Annotated in this window: 20 protein-coding genes and 1 riboswitch; of the genes, 12 read left to right on the top strand and 8 right to left on the bottom strand. The window is 64.7% G+C overall.

Translation table 11 applies throughout. From position 1 onward, the window contains the following. Window positions 1–74 precede the first annotated feature (74 nt). On the top strand, window positions 75–977 hold the full coding sequence (gene cysM / locus CR152_RS31895; protein WP_099881753.1) for a cysteine synthase CysM: 903 nt from the start codon (window positions 75–77) through the stop codon (window positions 975–977). 177 nt (window positions 978–1,154) lie between these two features. Here cysM and CR152_RS31890 read toward each other — a convergent pair whose 3' ends face one another. From CR152_RS31890 to CR152_RS31870, 5 genes are all read right to left on the bottom strand, one after another. Continuing rightward, window positions 1,155–1,481: a hypothetical protein gene (locus tag CR152_RS31890; protein WP_054266941.1), complete on the bottom strand. Its 327-nt coding sequence runs from the start codon at window positions 1,479–1,481 to the stop codon at window positions 1,155–1,157. Between the two features lie 469 nt (window positions 1,482–1,950). Next, the gene (gene mltB / locus CR152_RS31885) at window positions 1,951–3,132 is read right to left on the bottom strand and encodes a lytic murein transglycosylase B (RefSeq protein WP_099881751.1); all 1,182 of its coding nucleotides are present in this window, start codon (window positions 3,130–3,132) and stop codon (window positions 1,951–1,953) included. Continuing rightward, window positions 3,132–5,153, bottom strand: coding sequence for a transglutaminase TgpA family protein (locus CR152_RS31880; RefSeq protein WP_099881749.1), 2,022 nt, complete (start codon window positions 5,151–5,153; stop codon window positions 3,132–3,134). The genes mltB and CR152_RS31880 overlap by 1 nt, the downstream gene beginning before the upstream one ends. After that, window positions 5,150–6,157, bottom strand: coding sequence for a DUF58 domain-containing protein (locus CR152_RS31875; RefSeq protein ID WP_099881747.1), 1,008 nt, complete (start codon window positions 6,155–6,157; stop codon window positions 5,150–5,152). The genes CR152_RS31880 and CR152_RS31875 overlap by 4 nt, the downstream gene beginning before the upstream one ends. Window positions 6,158–6,161: 4 nt before the next feature. Beyond that, window positions 6,162–7,082 carry an AAA family ATPase gene (locus CR152_RS31870; protein WP_099881746.1) on the bottom strand — a complete coding sequence of 307 codons (921 nt, stop codon included), beginning with the start codon at window positions 7,080–7,082 and terminating at the stop codon, window positions 6,162–6,164. Window positions 7,083–7,257: 175 nt separating this feature from the next. On the opposite strand from CR152_RS31870, the gene CR152_RS31865 reads away from it, so the two are divergent. The 6 genes from CR152_RS31865 to CR152_RS31840 all read left to right on the top strand — a co-directional run bounded on the left by CR152_RS31865 (window position 7,258) and on the right by CR152_RS31840 (window position 13,404). Beyond that, the gene (locus CR152_RS31865) at window positions 7,258–8,190 is read left to right on the top strand and encodes a histone deacetylase family protein (protein ID WP_099881744.1); all 933 of its coding nucleotides are present in this window, start codon (window positions 7,258–7,260) and stop codon (window positions 8,188–8,190) included. A gap of 157 nt (window positions 8,191–8,347) precedes the next feature. Beyond that, entirely contained in the window at window positions 8,348–9,235 is an 888-nt protein-coding gene (locus tag CR152_RS31860; RefSeq protein WP_208640235.1) for a hypothetical protein, read from the top strand. A 10-nt stretch (window positions 9,236–9,245) separates the two neighbouring features. Then, window positions 9,246–10,451: a choice-of-anchor X domain-containing protein gene (locus tag CR152_RS31855; protein WP_157778865.1), complete on the top strand. Its 1,206-nt coding sequence runs from the start codon at window positions 9,246–9,248 to the stop codon at window positions 10,449–10,451. 92 nt (window positions 10,452–10,543) lie between these two features. Then, window positions 10,544–11,464, top strand: coding sequence for a ribosome biogenesis GTPase YlqF (gene ylqF, locus CR152_RS31850; protein WP_229413870.1), 921 nt, complete (start codon window positions 10,544–10,546; stop codon window positions 11,462–11,464). Window positions 11,465–11,605: 141 nt separating this feature from the next. Continuing rightward, complete coding sequence (locus CR152_RS31845) at window positions 11,606–12,154, top strand: hypothetical protein (protein WP_099881738.1); 549 nt, start codon at window positions 11,606–11,608, stop codon at window positions 12,152–12,154. A gap of 188 nt (window positions 12,155–12,342) precedes the next feature. Continuing rightward, window positions 12,343–13,404 carry an expansin EXLX1 family cellulose-binding protein gene (locus tag CR152_RS31840; protein WP_099881736.1) on the top strand — a complete coding sequence of 354 codons (1,062 nt, stop codon included), beginning with the start codon at window positions 12,343–12,345 and terminating at the stop codon, window positions 13,402–13,404. Between the two features lie 27 nt (window positions 13,405–13,431). Here CR152_RS31840 and CR152_RS31835 read toward each other — a convergent pair whose 3' ends face one another. The 3 genes from CR152_RS31835 to CR152_RS31825 are packed head-to-tail and all read right to left on the bottom strand — an operon-like array spanning window position 13,432 to window position 17,260. Continuing rightward, window positions 13,432–14,250 carry a DODA-type extradiol aromatic ring-opening family dioxygenase gene (locus CR152_RS31835; RefSeq protein WP_099881734.1) on the bottom strand — a complete coding sequence of 273 codons (819 nt, stop codon included), beginning with the start codon at window positions 14,248–14,250 and terminating at the stop codon, window positions 13,432–13,434. Between the two features lie 56 nt (window positions 14,251–14,306). Further along, window positions 14,307–15,176, bottom strand: a complete 870-nt coding sequence (locus CR152_RS31830; RefSeq protein WP_099881732.1) for a hypothetical protein — start codon at window positions 15,174–15,176, stop codon at window positions 14,307–14,309. After that, complete coding sequence (locus CR152_RS31825) at window positions 15,176–17,260, bottom strand: M1 family metallopeptidase (protein ID WP_099881730.1); 2,085 nt, start codon at window positions 17,258–17,260, stop codon at window positions 15,176–15,178. The genes CR152_RS31830 and CR152_RS31825 overlap by 1 nt, the downstream gene beginning before the upstream one ends. Window positions 17,261–17,377: 117 nt before the next feature. Beyond that, a riboswitch (cobalamin riboswitch) is annotated at window positions 17,378–17,526 on the top strand. A 79-nt stretch (window positions 17,527–17,605) separates the two neighbouring features. On the opposite strand from CR152_RS31825, the gene CR152_RS31820 reads away from it, so the two are divergent. The 5 genes from CR152_RS31820 (at window position 17,606) to CR152_RS31800 (ending at window position 23,208) form a co-directional block, all read left to right on the top strand. Continuing rightward, a complete protein-coding gene (locus CR152_RS31820) occupies window positions 17,606–19,609 on the top strand; it encodes a TonB-dependent receptor family protein (protein WP_099881727.1) in 2,004 nt (667 codons plus the stop codon). Then, on the top strand, window positions 19,609–20,487 hold the full coding sequence (locus tag CR152_RS31815; protein ID WP_099881724.1) for a cobalamin-binding protein: 879 nt from the start codon (window positions 19,609–19,611) through the stop codon (window positions 20,485–20,487). The genes CR152_RS31820 and CR152_RS31815 overlap by 1 nt, the downstream gene beginning before the upstream one ends. 151 nt (window positions 20,488–20,638) lie before the next feature. Then, on the top strand, window positions 20,639–21,349 hold the full coding sequence (locus tag CR152_RS31810) for a thiol:disulfide interchange protein DsbA/DsbL (protein WP_099881722.1): 711 nt from the start codon (window positions 20,639–20,641) through the stop codon (window positions 21,347–21,349). Further along, window positions 21,346–21,660: a hypothetical protein gene (locus tag CR152_RS31805; RefSeq protein WP_099881720.1), complete on the top strand. Its 315-nt coding sequence runs from the start codon at window positions 21,346–21,348 to the stop codon at window positions 21,658–21,660. The genes CR152_RS31810 and CR152_RS31805 overlap by 4 nt, the downstream gene beginning before the upstream one ends. Window positions 21,661–21,838: 178 nt before the next feature. Next, window positions 21,839–23,208 (top strand): IS3 family transposase gene (locus CR152_RS31800; RefSeq protein ID WP_099881933.1). Its coding sequence is split into 2 segments (ribosomal slippage): window positions 21,839–22,357 and window positions 22,360–23,208, totalling 1,368 coding nucleotides; the frame shifts between segments, so codons are not numbered across the junction. Window positions 23,209–23,266 lie beyond the last annotated feature (58 nt).

Raw genomic sequence — 23,266 nt, 5'->3', positions numbered from 1 at the left:
AAGCGACCCTGTCTCAAACGCACAAGAGCATCGTGGATTAGAATGGTGTTTTGTCGAACTGCAAAGAGTAGCCCATGCCCTACATGACCATCGAAGATACGATCGGCAACACCCCGCTGGTGCGCCTGGTGCGCCTGCCGGGCGCCGATGCGGAAGCCCGCAACAACATCATCCTCGGCAAGATGGAAGGCGATAATCCGGCCGGTTCGGTCAAGGACCGCGCCGCCATGTCGATGCTGCGCCGCGCCGAAGAACGCGGCCAGATCAAGCCGGGCGACACCCTGATCGAAGCGACCAGCGGCAACACCGGCATCGCGCTGGCGATGGCGGCGGCCATCCGCGGCTACAAGATGCTGCTGCTCATGCCCGAATACCTCTCGATCGAACGGCGCCAGAGCATGGCCGCCTACGGCGCCCAGATCATCCTCACGCCCAAGACCGGCGGCATGGAATACGCGCGCGACATGGCCGATCAGTTGCAGCGCGACGGCAAGGGCATCATCCTCGACCAGTTCGGCAACCTGGATAATCCGCGCGCCCACTACGAATCGACCGGTCCCGAGATCTGGCGCGATACCAACGGCGGCGTCACCCACTTTGTCAGCGCCATGGGCACCACCGGCACCATCATGGGCGTGTCGCAGTACCTCAAGGAGCAGAACCCGGCGGTGCAGATCATCGGCGCCCAGCCGGAAGACGGCTCGCAGATCCCGGGCATCCGCAAGTGGCCCGAAGCCTATCTGCCCAAAATCTTCGACAAGGCCAGGGTCGACCAGGTCGAGAACGTGAGCCAGGCCGCGGCCGAGCAGATGGCGCGCCGCATGGCGGCCGAAGAAGGCATTTTTTGCGGCATCTCGGCCGCCGGCGCCTGCGAGATCGCCCTGCGCATCTCGCAGACGGTGGAAAACGCCACCATCGTGTTCATCGTGTGCGACCGCGGCGACCGGTACCTGTCGACCGGCGTGTTCCCCGCATAATTCCCGGCGGGGCCAGCGCTGCCCCGCACAAAAACAAACGCCTTCCACCGCGAACGAGTCGATGACCCGTTCATGGTGGAAGGCGTTTTTGTGTGCTTCCCGTGCGCCGCCCCCCACAGGGCAATGCATGGGCTTATCCGGCTGCGCCTGTGCGGCGCGGCCCGACCGATCCCGCTATTACGCTGGATCGCCTTCTTTTGGCTTGAACTGCTTGTCGCTGATGCGGAACTTGTTGCGGCGGTCGCCCATCAAGTAGCGCAGGTCGCGGATCGACAGGTCGCTTACTTCGTGCATGCGGATCAGCAGGGAGGCGCCGACCGGCAGGCGGTGGTGACGGATCTTCGAGATCACTGGCGGCGCCACTTCCAGCGCGCGCGACAGGGCTGCATCGTTCTTGAGACGCAGATTTTCGATCAGCGTGTCCAATAAACGATTTGGGTTGTATTGCAGCAGATCATCGGAGTCCGAATCGCTGTTCATATCAATGCCGACTTGGTTTGTCATGATGTCAATAATTCCTATTGTGAGTGGTGCTGCTAAGTCAAACACGCGGAGCTCTCGCTGCTGGTCAACCACCGTCGAAGTGCGCTTGCGAATTTATCTTGGGTAACACTTTTTAAAAAATATACACAATTGTACAAGGTTTTGTAATCTAATACTGAAAAGCAATAACAGATTACAAAATGATGTCGGTTGTGTTGTCTGATCGCAACATAGCCGCATTGCAATTCTCTCACAAAATCACTGAAAAACTAATTGTTTTCCAAGAAAACTTAAGTGTAAGACAATTTACATGCCTTCGCCGCACAATTCTAAACAGAACTGGCTTATTAGCAACATGTTTCTGAGTATATTAACGCAAGAGGGGTTTCTATGGAGCACGAATGAATATTCGTGGGGATACTCTTGACCAGAATGAGGTGTCCGGCGCAGGCCTTGTGCGCCAAAAAACCGCTCCGTGCGTTAGATTCTTTTACAAAGTTTCCCCGGATGCAAGGGGCTGTCCCGATCGGCTCAGGCGGATGGTGCGACCCAGTTCGATGACCGACATGGCGTAAAAGTAAGAGCGGTTGTATTGCGTGATAGCGAAAAAATTATCGGTGGCGATGCGGTACTCGGTCGGATCGCCGCCGTTGGGCAAGTCGATCAAGCCATAGCGCTGGCTTGGCGGGAGGATGGCGCTGCTGCTCACGCCGCCGGCGCGCAACTCGTCGTCCCGGAATTTGGCCGCCAGGCCCTGGTTGAGGAAGCTTTCCCACACGCGCTCGTCGGAGACGCGCGCCGGATACACGATCGGGCCGCTCTGCTTTGCCTGCCAGCCGTGCTGGACCAGGAAACTGGCCACGCTGCCGATCGCGTCCACCGCCGAGTTGCGCAGGTCGATGTTGCCATCGTTGTCGTAGTCGACCCCGTACGCCAGCACGCTGCCCGGCATGAACTGCGGCATGCCGATGGCCCCGGCGAAGGAGCCGAGCATGGACAGCGGTTCGATGTTCGACTTGCGCGCCAGCAGCAGCGCGTTTTCCAGCTCGCCCCGGAAAAACGCCATGCGCGCCGCCCGGTTGGGCGCCTCGGGATAGGCAAAGGCGAGCGTGGTGAGCACGTCCAGCACCCGGAAGCGCCCGGTATCCCTGCCATAGATCGTTTCCACGCCGATGATGCCGACGATAATCTCGGCCGGCACGCCATATTCGGCCTGCGCGCGCGCCAGCACGGCGGCGTGCTGGTTCCAGAACGATACGCCCGCCCTGATGCGGACCGGTTCGATCGTCACCCGCTTGTAGTTCTGCCAGTTCTTGGGCTTGCCCTTGGGCGCCGGCTTGACCAGCTGGACCGCCGCATCGATATAGCGGATCTGGCCGATCAGCGCGCCCAGCTCGGCGCGCGGAAAACCGTGGCGCAGGGCCAGCTCGTCGGCGAAGGCATTGACCGCGTCCGATTCGCTGAACACGATGGCGTCGCCGGCCTGGGCCGCCGCAGCCGCGCCGGCCGCCACGGGCAGGGCCACCAGCGGCGCCATCTTGCGCGCCGGCGCCTTGGCTCCCGCCTTGACGCGGCTGTGCGCGCTTTTCTTGCCGGGTTTCTTGGCAGGCGCAGCCTGGCTCAGGGGACTTGCCGACACAGCCAGCGCCAGCAAGAGAGATATCAGTTTCATTAAATGTTGTTCAGCAAACTTTTCAGGGTGGAAGCCAGCCCGGAAGCGGGTGGCCGGGCACTGTATTTGTGGGCGCTGTAGAGCGTCAGGAAGCGCTCGATGGCTGCCAGCTTGTCCTGCGCCAGCGTGCCTTGCGCGAGCCGGGCGGCGTACGCGTTCGGGCCCTCGTCGGCGGCGCGCGCCATTCCAAGCTGGCTCATCCGTCGACACAGGGCCGAGTATAGCGCATCGACCGGGTCTGTCTCGCGCCGCTGGCGTATCGCGCGCCACAGCAGCAACGCGGCGCCGATCGCGGCCAGGATGGCGAGGTTGCGCCAATGCATCAGACTCAGCTTGAGGCTGTCCAGGAAGCCGCTCTGGCGATCCGGCGTGTAGTTCAGCACCCACTGGTTCCAGCCATTGTTGATCGCCCCTATGCGAAACCGCAACTGTTCGAGCAGCGCATTGCGCTCGCCGCCGAAATCGAGCAGGCCGCCCAGGCCGGCGAATGCGGGAGCATTCTGCGCCAGCGCGCTCGACAGGCCGCGCTGCACCCGTTCCGGCGCCACCGCGGCGGTCGGGTCGACCCGCAGCCAGCCGCGCCCGGCGATCCAGATTTCCGCCCAGGCGTGCGCTTCCGACTGGCGCACCATCAGGAAGCCGTCGATGGGGTTGAGTTCGCCGCCCTGGTAGCCGATCACCACGCGCGCCGGCACGTCGGCCGCGCGCATCAGCACCACGAAGGCGCTGGCGAAGTGCTCGCAGAACCCGGCGCGCGTCTTGAACAGGAATTCGTCGACCGAGTCGCGTCCCAGCAGCGGCGGCTGCAGCGTGTACGAGAACGGCAGCTTGGTGAACATGCCCAGCACCGCATTGGCGCGCGCGGCCGGGTCGGCGCTCATCTGCGCGATCTGCGCGCCGGTTTCGAGCGTCCTCGGATTGAAGCCTTGCGGCAGGGCCAGCCAGCGCGCGCGCTCGTTGAGCTGGTCGCCATCGTCGAGGCTGTAATCGACGTGCGAAGACAGCTCGTAGCGTACGCGCTTGCTGAGCGGCAGCGTGGCCCCCATTTCCAGCTCGCTCGATACGCCGACCGAATTGCCGCTCAGGACAGGCAGGCGGTCCGGCATGTCGAGCGCGAACAGCCAGCTATTGGACGACGGCTCCAGGGTCAGTTCGTAGCGGATGGGCTCTCCGCGCGCGGTCAGGGACACGTTATCGGGCAGGCGGCGCCGGCGCAGCTGGGTCCAGGTGCGCCCGTCGAAGTCGCCCATCACCAGGCCGCGCCAGTACAGCTGCGGCTTGGGCGGCACCGGGTCGAGAAAGCGCACCTGGAACACCGGCTCGTCCGACTGCGCCAGGTTCGACATATTCCCCGGCGCCATGCTGTTCGACAGGCCGGTGCGCCCGCCCTGGGCGTCGCTCGGCATCCCCCACAGCGGCCCCTGGATGCGCGGGAACAGGAAGAACAGCACCAGCGCCAGCGGCGCGGCCAGCAGGAACACGCGCGCGCCCATCCACAGGCGCCGGCCCAGCGGCGGCACGCTGCCGGTGAACTGGAACGAGAGCTGCGCGGTCAGCAGCGCGATGATCGAGGCGACCATCATCAGCGCCGTCAGGATGCTCTGCGAATAAAAGAAATTGGTGAGCACCAGGAAGAACGACAGGAAGACCACCACGAACAGGTCGCGCTTGGCGTGCATTTCGAGCATCTTGAAAGCGACCAGCAGCACCAGCATGGCCACCCCGGCATCGCGTCCGAACAGGGTGCGGTAGCTCATGAACACGCCCGCCATGGCCGCCATCGACAGCGGCAGCAGCAGGAAGGCGGACGGCATGCGCGTGCCGCGCACGGTGGCCACGGTACGCCACAGCAGGGTCAGGGCGCACAGGCTCGACACCCACAGCGGCAGGTGGCCGGCGTGGGGCGCGAGCACCATCAGGGCCGCGCCCAGCAGCAGCAGGGTGTCGGCCTTGTCGCGCGGTAGTTGCGCGGCCAGGCGCACCAGGCTGGCGCGTGGCGCGCGCACGCTGGCGCCGCTCATGGCGCCTCCTTCAGGCCGTGCAGCGCCAGCGCGCGCAGGCAGGCCGCCTGGTGCGCTTCGCCGATGGACGCTTCGAAGTCGGTGGCGCCGATGCGAAAGGCGTAGGGCAGGGCGCGCTGTTCGGCGTCGAGCACCCAGCGCGTCATGCGCGACAGGCGCAGTTCCAGGTTCATGATCGACGGCATGGCGTTAAAGTCGAGCACCAGCTCGTCGACCGCGCCGCCCTCGAAATGCTTGGTCACCAGCTGGCCGCCGTCGGCCGGGTCGAGCCGCGCGATCTGGCGCCAGGCCATGTGGCGCATCGGGTCGCCCGGCTGGTAGCTGCGGATGCCGGCAAAGTCGTCGTGGCCGGCGTGGCCGTGGCCGTCGGCGCTCTCGACGCCCGATATCGGCAGCGGCGGCCCGTTTTCTTCGGGGAAGGGATACACCAGCGCGTTCAAATCCGGCTGCCAGTAGCTCCACGCGCGCAACAGGCCAAGCGGAAAACGCGTGGACAGGCGGATGCGCGGCGCCGCCAGCCAGCCGCGTTCCGTGCTCGGCGCCGACAGCACCACGGCGCTGGTCGCGCCGGCCGCCACATCGACCACGTGGCGCGCTTCGCCGGCTTCCATGAAGTCGACCCACAGCGCGTAGCGGTCCAGTTTGGTGCGGTTGACCAGGTGCAGTTCGAACTGCGCCACTTCGCCGGCGAACACCGGCTGCGCGCGGCCCGGGCGCAGGTGCAGGTGCGCCATGTTTTTATAGGTCATGTAGATGTCGACCATGGCGCAGGTGCCCATGGTGAAGGTCAGCGCGAAACCGAGGCCGAGCGAATAGTTGATCGAGCCGATCAGCAGGATCAGGATCAGCGCGGCAAATCCCATGCCGGCGCCGGAAGGCAGGATGAACACGCGGCGCTGGGTCAGCAGGGTTTCGCCGGGATCGACGCCGCGCTTCTGGAATAGCCAGGTGTCGGCCTTGGCGCGTACCGCGGCGGGGATGAAGCGCTTCAGGGAGGCCGCCATTGCCTCACACCGGCACGGATTTCTGCAGCTGCAGGACCAGGTCGCGGCTGGCCAGCGCCACCCCGTGCGCCGACTTCAAAGGACGCAGGCGGTGCGCGCAGACCGGCACCAGCACCGCCTGGATATCTTCCGGCACCACGTGGTCGCGCCCTTCCATGGCGGCCCAGGCGCGCGCGGCCTGCAGCAGCGCGATCGAGGCGCGCGGCGACAGGCCCTCAGCGAACATGCCGTTCTGGCGCGACGCTTGCGCCAGTGCCTGCACGTAGTCGATCAGCGAAGCCGAGGCGTGGATCTCGCGCAGCGCCTTCTGCGCCACCGTCAGTTCGGCCGGCTGCATGGCCGCCGGCAGCGTCTTGAGCATGCTGCGGCGGTCGTCGCCCATCAGCAGCGCGCGTTCGGCGGCGGCGTCCGGGTAGCCCAGCGAGAGGCACATCAAGAAGCGGTCCAGCTGCGACTCGGGCAGGGCGAAGGTGCCCACCTGGTGCAGCGGATTTTGCGTCGCGATCACGAAGAAGGGCGAGGGCAGGGCGCGCGTGACGCCGTCGGCGGTCACCTGGCGCTCTTCCATCGCCTCCAGCAGGCCCGATTGGGTTTTCGGCGTGGCGCGGTTAATTTCATCGGCCAGCAGCACTTGCGTGAAGATCGGGCCGGGATGGAACACGAAGCCATTCTTTTCGCGTTCGTACACCGAGATGCCGGCCACGTCGGCCGGCAGCAGGTCGCTGGTGAACTGCACGCGGTTGAATTTCAGCCCCAGCGAAATGGCCAGCGCGTGGGCCAGGGTGGTCTTGCCGACGCCTGGCACGTCTTCGATCAGCAGGTGGCCGTTGGCCAGCAGGCAGGTGAGCGCCTGGCGCACTTGCAGGTCCTTGCCGACGACAATCTGGCTGACCTGGCGGGCGACGGCGTGCATCTTTTTGAACATGGTGGTTATCTTTACAGTGTGCTGTGGGTGGTCGCGCGCACCCGCGAGGGGCACGGCATGGTAGATTAGCGCCATCGGCACCGACTATTCCGTCATCACGACCCGTTCTCAGGATTCTATGCGAGAACGGCATTTCCGGTGCAACATTGATGACACCGTTTTTGAAATGACGCACATGAGCACAGCAATCTACAGCCACCCCGACTGCCGCCGCCACGACATGGGCGAATGGCACCCGGAGTCCCCGGCGCGCCTGCAGGCGATCGAAGACCAGTTGATCCTGGCCCGCATCGACGGCCTGCTCGAACGGCGCGATGCGCCGCTGGCCGAAATTCCGGCCATCGGCCGCAATCACACGCCGGAAGCCATCGCCCTGGTGCGCGACAATACGCCCACGGTCGAAGGCGATATTTACCCGCTCGATGGCGACACCTCCCTGTGCGCCTTCAGCTACCAGGCCGCGCTGCGCGCCGCCGGCGCCGCGCTGGCCGCCACCGATGCCGTCATTGCCGGCAGCATCGACAACGCCTTCTGCGCGGTTCGCCCGCCCGGCCACCACGCGCTGCCGACCGAGCCGATGGGCTTCTGCCTGTTTAACAACGTGGCCATCGCGGCGCGCCACGCGCTCGATTCGCACGGCCTCGAACGGGTGGCGATCATCGACTTCGACGTCCACCACGGCAACGGCACCGCCGCGTCGTTTCGCGACGATCCGCGCGTGCTGATGGCCAGTTTTTACCAGCATCCGTTTTATCCGTACACCGAACCGGAACCGCGCAGCGCCACCAGCGTGAACATTCCGGTACCGGCGCGCAGCGGCGGCGACGTGGTGCGCCAGCTGATCACCGAACACTGGCTGCCGGCGCTGCACGACTTCAAGCCGGACATGATCTTCATTTCGGCCGGCTTCGATGCCCACCGCGAAGACGATGTGGGCGGCATGGGCCTGGTGGAAGCCGATTACGCCTGGATCACGCGCCAGATCATGACGGTGGCGCGCCTGTACGCGCGCGGACGCATCGTCAGCTGCCTCGAAGGCGGCTACAACCTGTCGGCCCTGGGCCGCAGCGTGGTGGCGCACGTCAAGGTATTGGCTGATCTGGAGTGAAGTTTCCGGTGCCCGTCACCCGCCTTGTCTCCATTCACCGACAAACTTTATTTTTTGACCACGCCATGTTGACATGCATATAAGCCCTCTGTAGATTCGTCGGTGGCCGAGTCCGGTCGTTCTCTGTTTCCGCCGCCGTACCTACAAGGAGCAGTCAATGAATCATGTCATGCGTGTCTTCATTTCGGTTTGCCTGGTTTCCCTCACCGCCATCACCAGCATCGCCAGCGCGGCCAATTACACCCTGTGGGTCAACGGACGCGGAGGCGGCGGCGTAATCGGCAATCACAACAGCTTCACCTACTGGGGACCGGCCACGGCCGACGCCGGGGTCAACAAGAAATCGGCCAACTGGGACGGCTACAACAGCATCGCCGCCCAGAACGGCAACGTGCGCGATGCGCTCGACTGCTACTGCACCGGCACCAACTGGTGCTACGTCGCCACCCACAGCGCCGGCGACCTGATGATGGGCTACGCCCTGGCCAATTACGGCGGATCGAGCCGCCTCAAAAAGAATGCCGTGCCCAATAGCGGCGGCCAGTGCGGCAATACCGACGGCAGCAGCCAGACCGGCTGGAACATCAAGTGGGTACGCTCGGCGGCGGGCGCCGCCGGCGGCTCGGAACTGTCCGACGCCGGCTCCTGGACTACTTCCGAACCGCTGGTCAAGGACCTCAAGACCACCACCGCGCGCGCCATGTACAACCACAACACGACCTACAACGTGTGGTTCTACATGTACGCCGGGGCCAAGGGCACGGCCTACTCCTTCATCCTGCCAGGCCAGGACGACGAAGTGGTGGCGTACCACAGCAGCGGCGCCGCGGCCGGCAGCGGGGGCAGCAATCTGTGCAATCCCGGCAACTGGTTCTGCAACGACCTGACCCTCGGCAGCGGCCCCAACGAAGGCGGCAGCGCCAAGTGGAACAACCACTCGGTGGTGTTCAGGGACGATAACGAGGCCTACGACCACTACAACTCCAACAACTGGCAGGGCGTGGTTGGCGTGATGCGCGCCGCCGTCGCGGGCAGTGCGCTTTAAAGCAGGGTGGGTGGCTGCCGCTGCCGCTGTTGCAGTGGCCGCCACGCTCGCCCTGCTGGCGTGGCGCTCCGGCGCACCGGTGGGCACCGCCGCCAGCGCCGCGCCGCCTGCCCCGGACCGCACCGCCGCCACCTTTTTCGCTCCGGAGCCGCAAGGCGCGCTCCTGCCGCCAGTGTCCGGGCGCGGCGCGCGTCTGCAGCAGCTGCGCGAGCAGCTGGCGCAGGCCGACAAGACCTTGTGCGACTACCGCGCGGCGACCCGCTATCCCGATGTCTCGCGTCCCATATCGGAGCAGCCCGACCAGGTTTATCCGAACCAGCCGGTCACCGAAACGCACGCCATGCGCAGCGAGGGCGGACGCGCCGACCCGTCGGTGCAGATCCAGACGTCGCAATCGCGCGTGTTCATGGTGGCCGGCGAAACGGTCGCCTTGTCGCTGCGCGCGCTCGACAGCCGTGGTGCGGTGCAGCCGCTGGTGATCACGCGCGCGCTCGCGCAGGGCATCACCTTCAAGGGCGCGCGCCCGACCACCCAGCTGCCGCTGGCGTTTGCCGACGACGGCCAGATGGCCGACTCGGTAGCGGGCGACGGCGCCTTTGGCGGCATCCTGGCGCCGGCCCAGACCGGGCTGGCGGCCTTCCACGGCACCATCCGCGCCGAAGTGCGCTTCAGCGTGAACGGGCGCGCCGGCCTGGCGCTGTTCGATGTCATCTACAGTCCCGAGGTGCCGGCCACCTGGACCGGCCAGATCCGCGAAGTGATCGAAGACGGCTCGCTGGTGTACTACCTCAAGGCCGACGTGCGCCAGGCCGGGCGCTACGTGGTCAGCGGGCGGGTCGACGACGCCGCCGGCAAGCCGTTCGCGCTGGCCACCTTCAACGACATGCTGGGCGCGGGCCAGACGGAAGTGAAACTCACCGTGTTCGGCAAGCTGCTGCGCGACCAGGCGCCGGCGCTGCCATTGACCTTGCGCGACGTGGACGGCTATCTGCTGCGCGAAAACACCGACCCGGACCGGCTCATGATGCCGCGCCTGGAAGGGCGCGCCTTTACCGGCAAGCCGCACGCGCTCAAGGACTTCTCGGACGCCGAATGGCAAAGCGACACGCGCACGCGCCACCTGGAGGAATTCGGCAAGGATGTGGCCCTGGCGCGTGGCGCGCTGGCCCAGGCCGACCCGGGCGCCCCGGCGCCGGCCAGCGCCTGCATTCGCTGAATTTGCTGCGCGCGGGGCGCGCCCCGGTAAAATAGCGCCTTAAACGAGAATTCCGAAAGCACAGCATGTCGATACAATGGTACCCGGGCCACATGAACGCCGCCCGCAAGAAGGCGGCCGAACAGATGGAGAACACCGATCTGGTGATCGAGGTGCTCGATGCGCGCCTGCCCGAGGCGAGCTGCAACCCGATGGTCGAGGAACTGCGCCTGTTCCGCCAGCGCCCCTGCCTCAAGATCCTCAACAAGGTCGACCTGGCCGATCCGGCCGCCACCGCCGCCTGGAGCGCCTACTACAACGCGCAGGAAGGCGTGACCGCCTACGCGATGACGACCAAGAAGCCGGGCGACGTCGCCAAGATCCCGGACCTGTGCCAGTCGCTGGCGCCGCACCGCGGCGTGCCGACCAAGCCGCTGCGCATCATGATCATGGGGATTCCCAACGTCGGCAAATCGACGCTGATGAACGCGCTGCTCAAGAAAAAAGTGGCGAAGGTGGGCGACGAGCCGGCCGTCACCAAGATGCAGCAGAAGCTTTACCTCGGCAAGAACATCATCCTGGTCGATACCCCCGGCATGCTGTGGCCGAAAATCGCGCTGGCCAGCGATGGCCTGATGCTGGCCGCCAGCCACGCCATCGGCTCGAATGCGCTGATCGAAGATGAAGTAGCCGTGTTCCTGGCCGACGAACTGCTGGCGCGCTATCCGGCGCTGCTCACGGCGCGCTATGGCTTCAAGACCGAGGGCATGGACGGCATCGCCGTGGTCGAAGGCGTGGCGGCGCGGCGCGGCTACCGCCAGAAGGGCGGCGACCTCGATTTCGAAAAGGCCTCGCACATCTTCCTGCAGGATTACCGCACCGGCGCGCTCGGTCGCATCAGCCTCGAAACGCCGGAAACGCGCGCCGTGCGCCTGGCCCAGCACGAGGCCGAGATGGCTGCCAAGGCAGCCAAGGCGGCAGCGATTGCCGCCGAAAAAGCGGCTAATTCGGCGCGCGGCAAGCGCGGCACCTGATCCTCGCACAGCTCTATCCGGCCCGGTCGCGCCACGGTTGCGCTGACCGGCGCCATCTCCAGGTGAACGGAAATCATGTCCGGCGGGTATTGTGTATTCGTCAACATGGTATGCTTGCTGTTCATCTGTCCGGAGTCCTCCATGAATGTACCGCGTCCACCGATCACCTATACCGAAGGCAAACGAATTGCGTGGGCGTGTATTCCGACCAGTGCGATCGTCCTGGCGCTCGCCGTGGCGGCAGTCAGGGAAGGCAAGACGGGTTTTGCCATCGCGGGACTCGTGCTGGGCGGGTGGGTGGCCGTGATGGGAGTTCTTCAATTTGCCATGAATGGCAAGTCCGCAACGATGACGGTGAGCGACGAGGGCGTCAGCTTTGCCGACGGTTTGTTCGTGGCATTTTCGGACATGGAAAAAATCACCTTCATTAATCCATTGCCCAACATTTTCGGCAGTTTTCTCAATATCGTCTTTCACGTCAGGCCGGACATGGCGGTAAAACAGGCCGGACGGAGCTTGCGGCGGGCGTTCTGCCTCACCACGGTGGGCGGCAACATCAGCATGGTCGGGAAACATAAAATGTTCAGCTTCATGACGCCGGGAATCCGCCCCGTCGATGGCCCCAAAATGGACCAGGACGATATCCTGGACGACCTGTTTGCGCGCTTTGACACCTTGCAGAATCGGTGAAGCGGCAGCATTGCATTGACTTTTGTTCAACTATGAAGCCTAATGCATGGGTCGTGCAAACGATTTCAGCGGCGGCCGATGGTTGACTGAACGGATATCCGAACCCCCGGACTCCCGGTTGATGAATTCGTCGCCTGCCTGCGCCTGCTCTGGCGCGAACCGATTACTTCAACCGAAATGGAGTCCGAATGCGATTCACGCTGCGTTCCACCGTCATCTGTCAAACCATCGTCGCCGGCCTGTTTGCCACCTCAGCACAGGCGGCATTGCCGGTGTCGCTGACATACGTCGTCAACAATCCGTGGGCGGGCGGTTACTGTGCCATCGTCAAGGTGTCCAATCCGAATGCGGAGGCGGTCCAGTGGAGCGGTTCGCTCCCGGTACGGGGCACCGTGACATCGCTGTGGAACGCGGTCGGCAAGCAGTCCGGCGGCGCCATCGTGTTCAGCGGCGGGCTCGATTGGAACAAGATCATCCAGGGCAAGTCATCGATTGAGTCGATCGGCTTTTGCGCGACGGATGCCGTCACGCCGACGCCTACTCCAACACCGACGCCTACTCCGACACCAACACCGACACCGACACCGACACCGACTCCGACACCGACACCGACGCCTACGCCTACACCGACACCTACGCCTACGCCGACAGGCGCGCTCTCGCCAGTCTACAAGGGCGAAGGCACCTTTTACGGCGCAACGGGCGAGGGCAACTGCAGCTACGACGCCAGTCCCGGCAACCTGATGGTCGCCGCAATGAACCAGACGGATTACGCCAACAGCGGGGCGTGCGGCGAGTACATCGTCGTCACCGGTCCCAAAGGCAAGGTCACGGTGCGGATCACCGACCGCTGCCCGGAGTGCAAACCGGGTGACGTTGACCTGAGCGAGCAGGCTTTCGTCAAGGTGGCCGAGAAGTCGGCCGGCAGGGTGCCGATCAGCTGGTATGTGGTGGCCGGCGACACGACGGGTACAGTCAGCTATCGTTTCAAGGAAGGCAGCACGATCTACTGGCAGGGCATCCAGGTGCTCAATCACCGCCTGCCGATCACGAAACTCGAGATCCGGCCGAACGGCAGCGCCAACTGGATCGCCGTCAAGCGCGAAGAGTACAATTACTTCGTTTATCCGAACCCGATTGCCGCAGGCCCGATGCAGGTTCGCATCACCGGTCTTGGTGGCGCCACCCTGATGCAATCGCTGCCCGAGCCCCAGGGCGGTTTGGTGGTCAAGGACAGCAACCAGTTCTGACGAGGCTTGGTCGAACCGGTGGCGCTGTTACGGCGCCACCGGTTCCCCGAAGCGAAAACTCGACACGGCCAGGTGGCCGAAAAATTCATCTTCGTGATACACGCAGGCCGCATCCTCCGATTCGGCCGCGCCCAGCGCCACCATCAGCGGCAGCAGATGCTCTTCGCGCGGGTGGGCGTTGCGCGCATACGGCGCCTGGCCCCAGTGCAGCAGGGCGGTGGTGCGCTCCGACGGCGGCAGCTTGAGCACCATCTGCAGCCAGTCGTCGAACTGGTGCGAGGCGAGCCGGCCTTCCGGCCCGAACTGGTGCAGGTTATGGTAGCTCAGGCCACTGCCGATAATGAGCACCCCTTCATCGCGCAGCGGCGCCAGCGCGCGCCCGATCTTCACGTGCGTGAGCGGATCGAAGCCGTGCAGGAGCGACAGCTGCACCACCGGCACATCGGCCTGCGGATAGACCGGATACAGCATCGAAAACGTCCCGTGATCGAAGCCGCGCTGCGGATCGAGCGACACCGCGTGGCCGGCCGCTGTCAGCAGGGCGGCGGCGCGTTGCGTCAGTTGCGGCGAGCCTGGCGCAGGGTATTTGATCTGGTAGGTATGGGCCGGAAAGCCGCCGTAATCGTAAATCATCGGCGGCTGCGCGCCGGACGACAGCATCAGCTCCTTTTCTTCCCAGTGACCGGAAATGACCAGCACCGCGGCCGGCTTGACGTCGCCGATCTGGCGCCGGATGTCCACCAGCGACGCTTCCAGCACGTCGTAGGTCTCGCCGTACTGCTCCTTCATGAACGGCCACGGCCCGCCCCCGTGGGAGACGAAATAGGTCGGCAGGCGATGGTTCATGGCGGCGCTCCAATCGGTGGTTTATCTATTCAATATAGGGGCGCGCGCGCTCTTTATCAAGTCGCGCGGGCGCGCACCAGGCCGATCAGCGCAAACAGGCGCGCGCTGCGCATCCAGCCGATGGTGACCACGGCCGCCTGCGTGAGCAGCAGGGCACCCGTAAACCCCAGGACATCGACGCCCGCCGTGTTCGCGCGCAGCAGCGACAACAGGCCGGCCAGGCCGAGGCCGACGAGGCTGATGACGACGTACGTGCCCAGCGCGGCCAGCGGGTGGCGCGCCAGCAGCTTGCAGCCCGACCACCACGCCGCAAGAGCGGAGCGTTGGCGCTGGTCGTGCGTCAGGAAAGCGCGGCCGGCGTCGAGCGAAACGGTCACCAGCCCGATGAGCAGCACCATGAGCGCCTGCGCCAGCATCATCGGCAGCGCGGCCTCGCCGGTCGTGACGACCTTGCCGGCGTAGGCGGATGCGGCATCGACCGCCCTTGAGCCGGCCATGAAGGCCGCGCCGAGCGGCACCGCGCCCCACGCCAGCATGCGCAGCATGGGCGCATAGTACGCCATGCCGCCGCGCGTGAGGGCCGAAAAGCCGGGTGCCTGCGGCGCGCGCGCGGCCGTCGCCACCATGCCGGACAACAGCGGCGAAATGAGCAGCGTGACGCCCAGCGCGATGCTGCCGGCCTGGGTGAATACCGCCTGATGGCGCCCGTGCACGTCCAGCAGATCGCTGACGGCGGTCATGTCGAGCGCGCGCGCCAGCGCCGCCGCGTGCACCGAATAATCGAGGTTCGACGACAGCAGATGCCACGCCGGCAGCGCCATGATCAGCGTCGGCACCAGCATCCACAAGGCCCACAGCAGCAGCAGGCGCCATTGCAGCGCCGCGCGCGCCGCCGCTGCAATCGAAAAGGCAGGGGAGGAGATCATCACACGGTCGCAATCAGGGAAAAGAGGATGCTGAACATCGCCGCCAGGTCGCCGGCCCAGCGGCGCGCGGCGCTGCGGTCCGGTTCCAGCGTGCGGCTGTCATCGAGCTTGCTGGCGTCGAGGTAGTGCAGGCGGCTCGGGTCGAGTTCGGCCGATACCGCCTTGACCGGCTTGACCCAGCTGAAGGTGCGCGTGCGCTGCTGGTCGTCCCACACCACGGTTTCGCTGCCGCCGTCGGCGAATTTGACCACCACGGTCTGCGCGACCGGCGCCCCGCGCCGCTCCAGGGTGACGCTGGTGCGCCACGCGCCCGCGCCGCCGGCCTTGGCCGACGCCTCCGCCTCGCTCGCGAAGTGCGCAATGCGGTCGTCCACGCTGGCCGTGCCGTACACCTGCTGCGCGAACGCGGCGTGGACGGCGGCGCGCTGGCCGCTCACCTCGGCCAGCGTCTCGCGCAGATCGGCGATGCTCGGATGACGGAACTTCCAGCGCCGGTAGTATTCCTTGAAGGCGCGCCCGGTTGCCTCCTTGCCGATGCGTGCCTCCAGGTCGCGCAGCACGGTGGCGCTGCGCACGTACACCGGGCCAATGCCCTGCTTGCGCATGTGGGCGTTCTGTCCGAGCGGTTCCGCCGGTTCGGCGGGCACGGTGTCATAACGCTCGACGTCGAAGCCCTTGAACCCCGGCGCGATGCCCAGTGCCGCGAGCAGCGGCGGTCCAAGATACGCGTCCTTGCCGGTGTCGCGCAGCATGCGATGGTTCCAGAATTCGTTCAAGCCTTCGTCGAGCATCGGTTCTTCAGTCTCGTTCGACGCCAGGATGCCGTGGAAGTAACTGTGGCCGACTTCGTGGATCGTGACGAGATCAATGTCGAAGGCGGTGGCCGTGCGCGGCACCACCTTGTCGTAACCGTTGACGGTGATGAAGGTCGGGTACTCCATGGCGCCGGCGTTGTCGGCGTTCAGCGGCGGGATCACGATGGTCAGCGTCTTGTACGGATACGGTCCGAGCGTTGTCGAATAATAGGTCAGCGCCTCGGTGGCAGCTTTCAGCGCCGGCGCGGCGCTGGCCGCGCGGTCGGGCGGGAACAGTACCGACAGCGCAACCTGCGGGCTGCCCGGCGCGCTCCAGGTACCGCGCAGGGGCGGCGCCGTGCGATTGTCGGCGGTCCAGGCGAAATCGTGGACGTCGCCCTGCACGTAGTGGTGCGTGAGCATGCCGCCCCGTTCCACCGGTGGCCCCTGCAGTTCGCCGGTGGCGCCCACGGTGTAGGTCTTGGGCGCGGTGAGCTTGACATCGAAGCGGCCGAAGTCGGCGTAGAACTCGGTCTCGTGGTGATATTCATGCACGTTCCAGCGCGCCCTGGTGGCACCGCGTTCGCCCGGCAGCTCCAGCACCCCGATCTTGGGGAACCACTGGCCCACCAGGTGAAAGCTGCCGACATGGCCGGTGCTGGCCACCACGCGCGGCAACTGGGTCAGGAAAGCGATGTCGAAGCTGGTGGAAGCTCCGGGCGCCACCGGCGCCGGCAGGTCGAAGCGCACCACCGTCTCGTCGGTGGCGGGGCCGTTGTCGGGATGGACGAATGACCAGTCCACCCTGGCGCCGCCCTGGGTCACGCTGCGCAGGGTGATATGGCCCCATTCGCCGGGGGCGATGGTGGCGTTGTAGCCGGATGCGCGCTGCTCGGTGAAGAAGGTGCTGCCGGCGTTTTTGAAGGCGTTCATGTACAGGTGCAGGTAGACGCTGCGCACGGTCTCCTTGCTGCGGTTGCGCCAGGTGAGTTTCTGCTTGCCGTCGACCGTGTGCGCAATCGGGTCGAGCGTCGCTTCGATCCGGTAGTCGACCACGCGGTCCGACAGGGTCGCTTCGCTGCCGCTGCGCGGACCGCCCCACGCGTGCGGGGCGCTCGGCACGCTCACCGCGCTGGCCGAGGGCATGGCGAAGCCGATGCCGACGTCGGTCACCGGTTCCGGAATCGGCGTGATGGTGATGTCGGCCTGCGCCATCAGCTCGGCCCCGGCGATGGCCGCTGCCGCCAGCAGGAGCGCCCTCTGGGCCATGGTTCGGGTACGCGCTTGCATGCATTCTCCTGCGCCATCGGGCGCTTCGATTGGTAATGGGCCATACTGGTGGGCAGCCGGCCAGCCGCACAGCATGCCACAACGCCCGCCGGGCCGCGGTCCGGATGGCGACTCCGATTATAATGGCGCAGTTTTGGTGCCCGCCCGCGACTTCACGCCGGCAGTTAAACGGGAAACACGCAGTGTGCTGCCCCCGCAACGGTACTGCAAGCCGTCGTTCCTGACGCCTTGCAAGCCCGGATACCGGCCAAAACAGGTGGACACGATGCCGCGCAGCGCGCCTCTGTCCGTGCAATCCGGCTTGCGGGGACGCAAGCCAGGACTCTATTTTCTGAAGACGACATCATGATTTCTGCAGTATCGCCGCGCCGCGCGCTCTCCGCCAGGCCGCTCGCGCTGGTTTCCGCCCTGTCCCTGTGTTTCATGTCCAGCACCGCGCTGGCCGCCGATGGCCAAGCCCAGGCCCAGACCCTGCCCGCCGTGACCGTGACCGGCGCCCGCTTTGCCAGCGACCCGGCGCTGGCCCCGATCGGCGCGACCGTCATCAGCGCCGACGACATCCGCCGCGCCGGCGCGGCCGACGTCAACCAGGCCATCCGCCAGATCGGCGGCGTGTACGGCCGCCAGAGCTTGGACGGCTCGCCCGATTTCAGCCTCGACCTGCGCGGCTTCGGCACCAACAGCAGCCAGAACATGGTGGTCACGCTGGACGGCGTGCGCATGTCCGAAAGTGAATTGAGCAATGCGACCCTGTCGTCGATCCCGATCGAGACTGTCGAGCGCATCGAAATCATCCGCGGCGGCGCCAGCGTGCTGTATGGCGAAGGCGCCACCGGCGGCGTGATCCACATCGTCACGCGCCGTCCCGAGGCCAATGGCCGGCGCGGCATGCTGCGCGCCGAAGCCGGCCAGTTCAACCTGCGCGACCTGCGCGCCGCCGTGGCCCAGTCGTGGAACGGGTTCGCGCTCGACGCCTCGGTCGGCAGCCAGCGCACCGACAATTACCGCGACCATAACAGCTTCGAGCTCGATACCTTCAGCGGCGGCGCCCAGTGGGCGTACCAGGGCGGCCGCGCCGGCCTGCGCTACGACCGCGCGCGCCAGGAATCGGACCTGCCGGGTGCCCTGAGCATGCAGCAGTTCCGCGACAATCCGCGCCAGGCCAGCACGCCCGACGATGTGGGCTCGCTCGATTCGGACCGCGTGACCGCGTTCGTGGAGCAGCGCGTCGGCAGCGTCGACCTGGCCGCCGAACTGTCGCGCCGCGAGCGCACCGTCCGTTCCACCTATTTCTACACCTTCGAGGGCGTGCGCGCAGCCTCGAAGTCGACCTACGACAGCGCCCAGACCCAGTTCTCGCCGCGCCTGCGCCACCTTGCGCAAATGGGCGGCATGCTCAATGAGCTGGTGGCTGGCGTGGACCTTGTCACGTGGTCGCGCGTGACCGAGTCGGACTACTCGAACGCCGACGCCACGCAGAAATCGCGGGCACTGTACGTGCGCGATGAACTCAAGTTCGGCGGTGCGCACAAAGCCCGCGTGGCTGTCGGCGCGCGCCGCGAACGCTTCGAGAAGGATGCCACCGACGAGCGCGCCTACGCCGCACCGTATGCCAGCAAGACCACCCTCAACGCCTGGGAAGTGCAGGGCAGCGCCAACGTCATGCCGATGGTAAACCTGTACGCCAAGGCCGGGCGCAGCTACCGCGTGGCCAACGTCGACGAGAACGGCTACCGTTCCTCCTCCGCCGTGCTGGCGCCGCAAACCTCGCGCGACCTGGAACTGGGCGTCGCTTACGGCGATGCGGCCATGGGCGCGAACGGGCGCGTGTTCCGCCATCAGCTGCGCAACGAGATTTTCTACGACCCGACCGTGAACGGCGGCTACGGCGCCAACACCAACCTCGACCCGACCGAGCGCAAAGGCGTGGAGCTCGATGTCCACGCCCGCATCGCGCGCGACTGGCGCGTGAGCGGCAACTGGCAGCACGTGCTGGCCCGCTTCACCGGCGGCCCGAACGCCGGGCGCGAAATGGTGCTGGTACCGAAGAACGTGGTCTCGGCGCGCCTGGCCTGGGTGCCGGGCAATGGCCACAGCGCCGACATCGGCGCTCAATGGGCCGGCAGCCAGCGTTTTGGCGCCGACTTCGCCAACACCTGCGGCGTGCGCATGGCATCAAGCACCACGTTCGATGCGCGTTACGCGCTCCAGGTCGGCGCCTGGGAATTCGCGGTGGCGGGCCTGAACCTGGCCGACAAGCGCTACACCAGCAATGCCTACGGCTGCAACAGCGGCATTTATCCGAGCGACGGGCGCCAGGTCAAGGTCTCGGCGCGCTACGACTTCTGATGCGCCAGCGCCTCGTCTTCGCCGTGCTGGCCCTGTGGGCCGGTCTGGCCGGCGCCGCCATCACGGTGGTGGACGACGCCGGCCGGCGCGTGGTGCTGGCCGCGCCGGCGCAGCGCGTCGTGTCGATGGCGCCGCACGTCACCGAGCTGCTGTTCGCGGCCGGTGGCGGCGCGCGCATCGTCGGGGCGATGAGCTACAGCGACTATCCGCCGGCCGCCCGAACCATTCCCCTTGTCGGCGACAACAGCCAGATCGACATGGAACGGGTGCTGGCGCTGAAACCCGACCTGCTGGTGGTCTGGCAGAGCGGGAATACGGCGCGCCAATTGGAGCAGCTGCGCCAGCTCGGCATTCCGATGTTTTACAGCGAGCCGGCGCGGATGGACCAGGTGGCCGGCAGCATGCTGCGTTTCGGCCAGCTGCTCGGTACCGGGACGGTGGCGCAGGCAGCGGCCGCGTCGTTCCGCGCCCGCATCGCGGCGCTGGAGGCGCGCTACAGCAAGCGGCCGCCGGTCAAGGTGTTTTACCAGGTGTGGGAAAAGCCGCTGTACACCCTCAATGGCCAGCATGTCGCCAGCGATGCGATTCGCCTGTGCGGCGGCGAGAATATTTTCGCCGCGCTGGCGGTCAAGGCGCCTTCGGTCGGCGTCGAGGCGGTGTTGCAGGCCAATCCGGAGGCGATCGTCGGCAGCACGCCCTACGACGCCTCGGAACAGGGTTTGGCGATCTGGGCGCCGTATACAACCCTGCTGGCGGTGCAAAAGGGCAATCTGTTCACCCTGGATGGCGAATTGCTGACCCGGGCCGGACCGCGCCTGCCCGACGGTGCCGCCATCCTGTGCGAAAAACTTGAACTGGCGCGTCAACGCCGCAGGTAGGCCTGCGTTTACACGCTGACTACGGAGCTGACGGTGCCTGTAGCGTTAACGCATATGCAACGCAATGTAAAATGCGGGTCCCTGGACTGAGACCTGCCGCAAAAAGTGGTAATCTCGCGATCGTCGTCTCAACTTAACATGAAGGATATTTATGCGTTTCCTGCGTATTGCTCTGGCCGTGGCCAGTCTGGCCGCCAGCACGGCGTTCGCTTCGCCCCTTGACCCGAAAGAGGGCGCCGAGTTTGTCACGCTGGCAAGTCCGCAGCCGACCAAGTCGGTCGGTAAGAAAATCGAAGTCATCGAGTTTTTCATGTACCACTGCCCGGCTTGCAATGCGTTCGAACCGCACCTGGCCGACTGGGTCAAAAAGCAGGGTGACAATATCCTGTTCCGGCGCGTGCACTTCGCTTCCAGCAACAACGATCCGGAAGCGCATTTGCACCTGACGCTCGAAGCGATGGGCAAGGGCGAAGAAATGCATCCGAAAGTGCTGCGTGCCTTCCACGTCGAGCGCGTTCGCCTGAACAAGGACGCCACCATTCTCGAGTGGATTCCGAAGCAGGGCATCGACCAGGCCAAGTTCATGGAATACTGGAATTCGTTCGGCGTGCTGACCAAGCTGAAAAGCGCACCGCAACTGATCCAGAACTATAAGGTCGACAGTGCGCCCAGCATCGTGATCGATGGCCGTCTCATGACCTCGCCATCGCTCATCGGCGACGCCAATCCGGGTCTGAGCAACGCCACGCAATACCCGGCGATCGGGCAAACCCTCGATGCGCTGGTGGCCAAGGCCCAGAAAGAAAAGGCGGGCCCTGCCGCCGCGCCAGCCAAAGCACCTGCCAAACCTGCCGGAAAATGAGCACGCCTGAAGAAAAAATCATCAAGATCTACGACGGTTCGCGCCCCGTGGAAGAAGATTTATTCGAGCGCAACTGGATTAACCAGTTGGCATGGAGCCTGGTGGTCGTGCTGTGCAGTATCGTGGTGTGGTTCTCGATTGCGATCATCAATGCCGAGAACCAGCGTCATGCGCTGATCACCAAGCAGTGCGCCGATCCCGTGTTCAAGGGCGAGGTCGACATGCGCTGCCTGCAGGTGGTCAGCTCGCGTCCGCACTGGTGGGAACACCTCTGGTACGGGATTACGCATCTGAAGCCGGCGGAGAAGTAACCCCGTCATTTCTGGCGACGCCAGGAACGGCTTTCCGCGCCAAGACGGCAGTCGGCGGGAACGCATCCGTTCTCCCCAAGTTCGTAATTTAGCTAATGGCTTCGGAGCGAACTTGGATTCCCGCCTGTGAACTGACCCAAAAAAGTTGGACACCGTTTCTACTTTTTGGGGGAAGTCGATGACGAAGCATACGACGGCATTCAAGCTAAAAATCGCTAAGCAATATGTACGTGGCTTGATGGGCTATAAGGAAGTAGGCCGCATCAACAACGTTAGCTACGGCCAAGTACGCCGTTGGGTACTGTTCCACCGCTATCACGGCAAAGCTGGCCTTGAACCGAGGAAGTCTGTTCAGTACAGCGCCGATGAGAAGCTTGAGGTTTTGCGGTACATGTGGGCGAACAAATTATCGTATGTGGAAACGGCGGCCAGGTTCAATATTCGCGCGCAGGGCTACGTCGGGGTTTGGGAGCGCGATTTTCGTGATGGCGGTATAGTGCCACTGATCCGCAAACCCAGAGGAAGACCCAAGCGCATGGCTGATTTACCCAAGCAAGTTGCACCTGCCAGCGTGCATAGTGATGCCACACGTAGCCGTGAAGAGTTGCTGGTGGAACTGAACCAGTTACGGATGGAGGTCGCCGTTCTAAAAAAGCGGAGAGCCTTAGCTCAAGCGGCCGAACAGGCTGCGGCAATGCGCAAAAAGCGCACATAGTCCACGAGTTAAGGCTGCAATTTCCCATTGCGCAGTTGCTTGCGCTTACCGGTCTGAAACGTAGTACGTTTTACTATCAAAAGAAGGTTGCGCAAGACGGCGACAAGCATGCGCACTTGAAGCAGGGTATCGAGACGACCTATCAGGCACACAAGGGGCGTATGGGCTATCGGCGTATCGCTGACGTGCTGCGCAAGGCAGGCCATCGCGCATGCGCCAATACCGTCCAGCGCTGCATGCAGGCAATGAAGCTGACATCGCTGGTACGCATCAAGAAATACAAGTCGTACAAGGGGGAAGTGGGCAAGACTGCGCCGAACATCTTGCTGCGCGATTTCAACGCAGAGGGGGTGAATCAGAAGTGGGCAACCGACGTCACCGAGATGAAAGTCGCTGGTCAGAAAGTGTATCTATCACCCGTGATGGACCTGTTCAACGGGGAAATTGTAGCGTATGAAATGGACACGCGTCCGGTACTCGGACTGGTGACAGGCATGCTCAAAAAAGCCTTCCGGAAGTTGCGTGCCGACGATAAACCGATCGTCCATTCAGATCAGGGATGGCAGTATCGCATGCCGGCCTACCAGCACATGCTGGCGCAGAAAGGCATCGTGCAGAGCATGTCTCGCAAAGGCAACTGCCTCGACAACGCAGCCATGGAGAGCTTCTTCGCAGTGCTGAAGACGGAGTATTACCACCTGAACAAATTTAGTAGCGTCGACGAGTTGAAAAAAGGTCTGGCCGAGTACATTGACTACTATAATCACTGCCGTATCAAGATGAAGCTGAACGGACTGAGCCCGGTGCAATACCGAACCCAGCATTCGCTTTGATTTAATCAAAACACCGTCCAACTTTCTTGGGTCACTTCACTGCGCGGGAAAGACGGCT

This window comes from Massilia violaceinigra (assembly GCF_002752675.1).
Lineage (GTDB): Bacteria > Pseudomonadota > Gammaproteobacteria > Burkholderiales > Burkholderiaceae_D > Telluria_A > Telluria_A violaceinigra.
The sequence above is the reverse complement of the archived record's forward strand: the minus strand, read 5'-3'. Positions and strand labels throughout refer to the sequence as shown.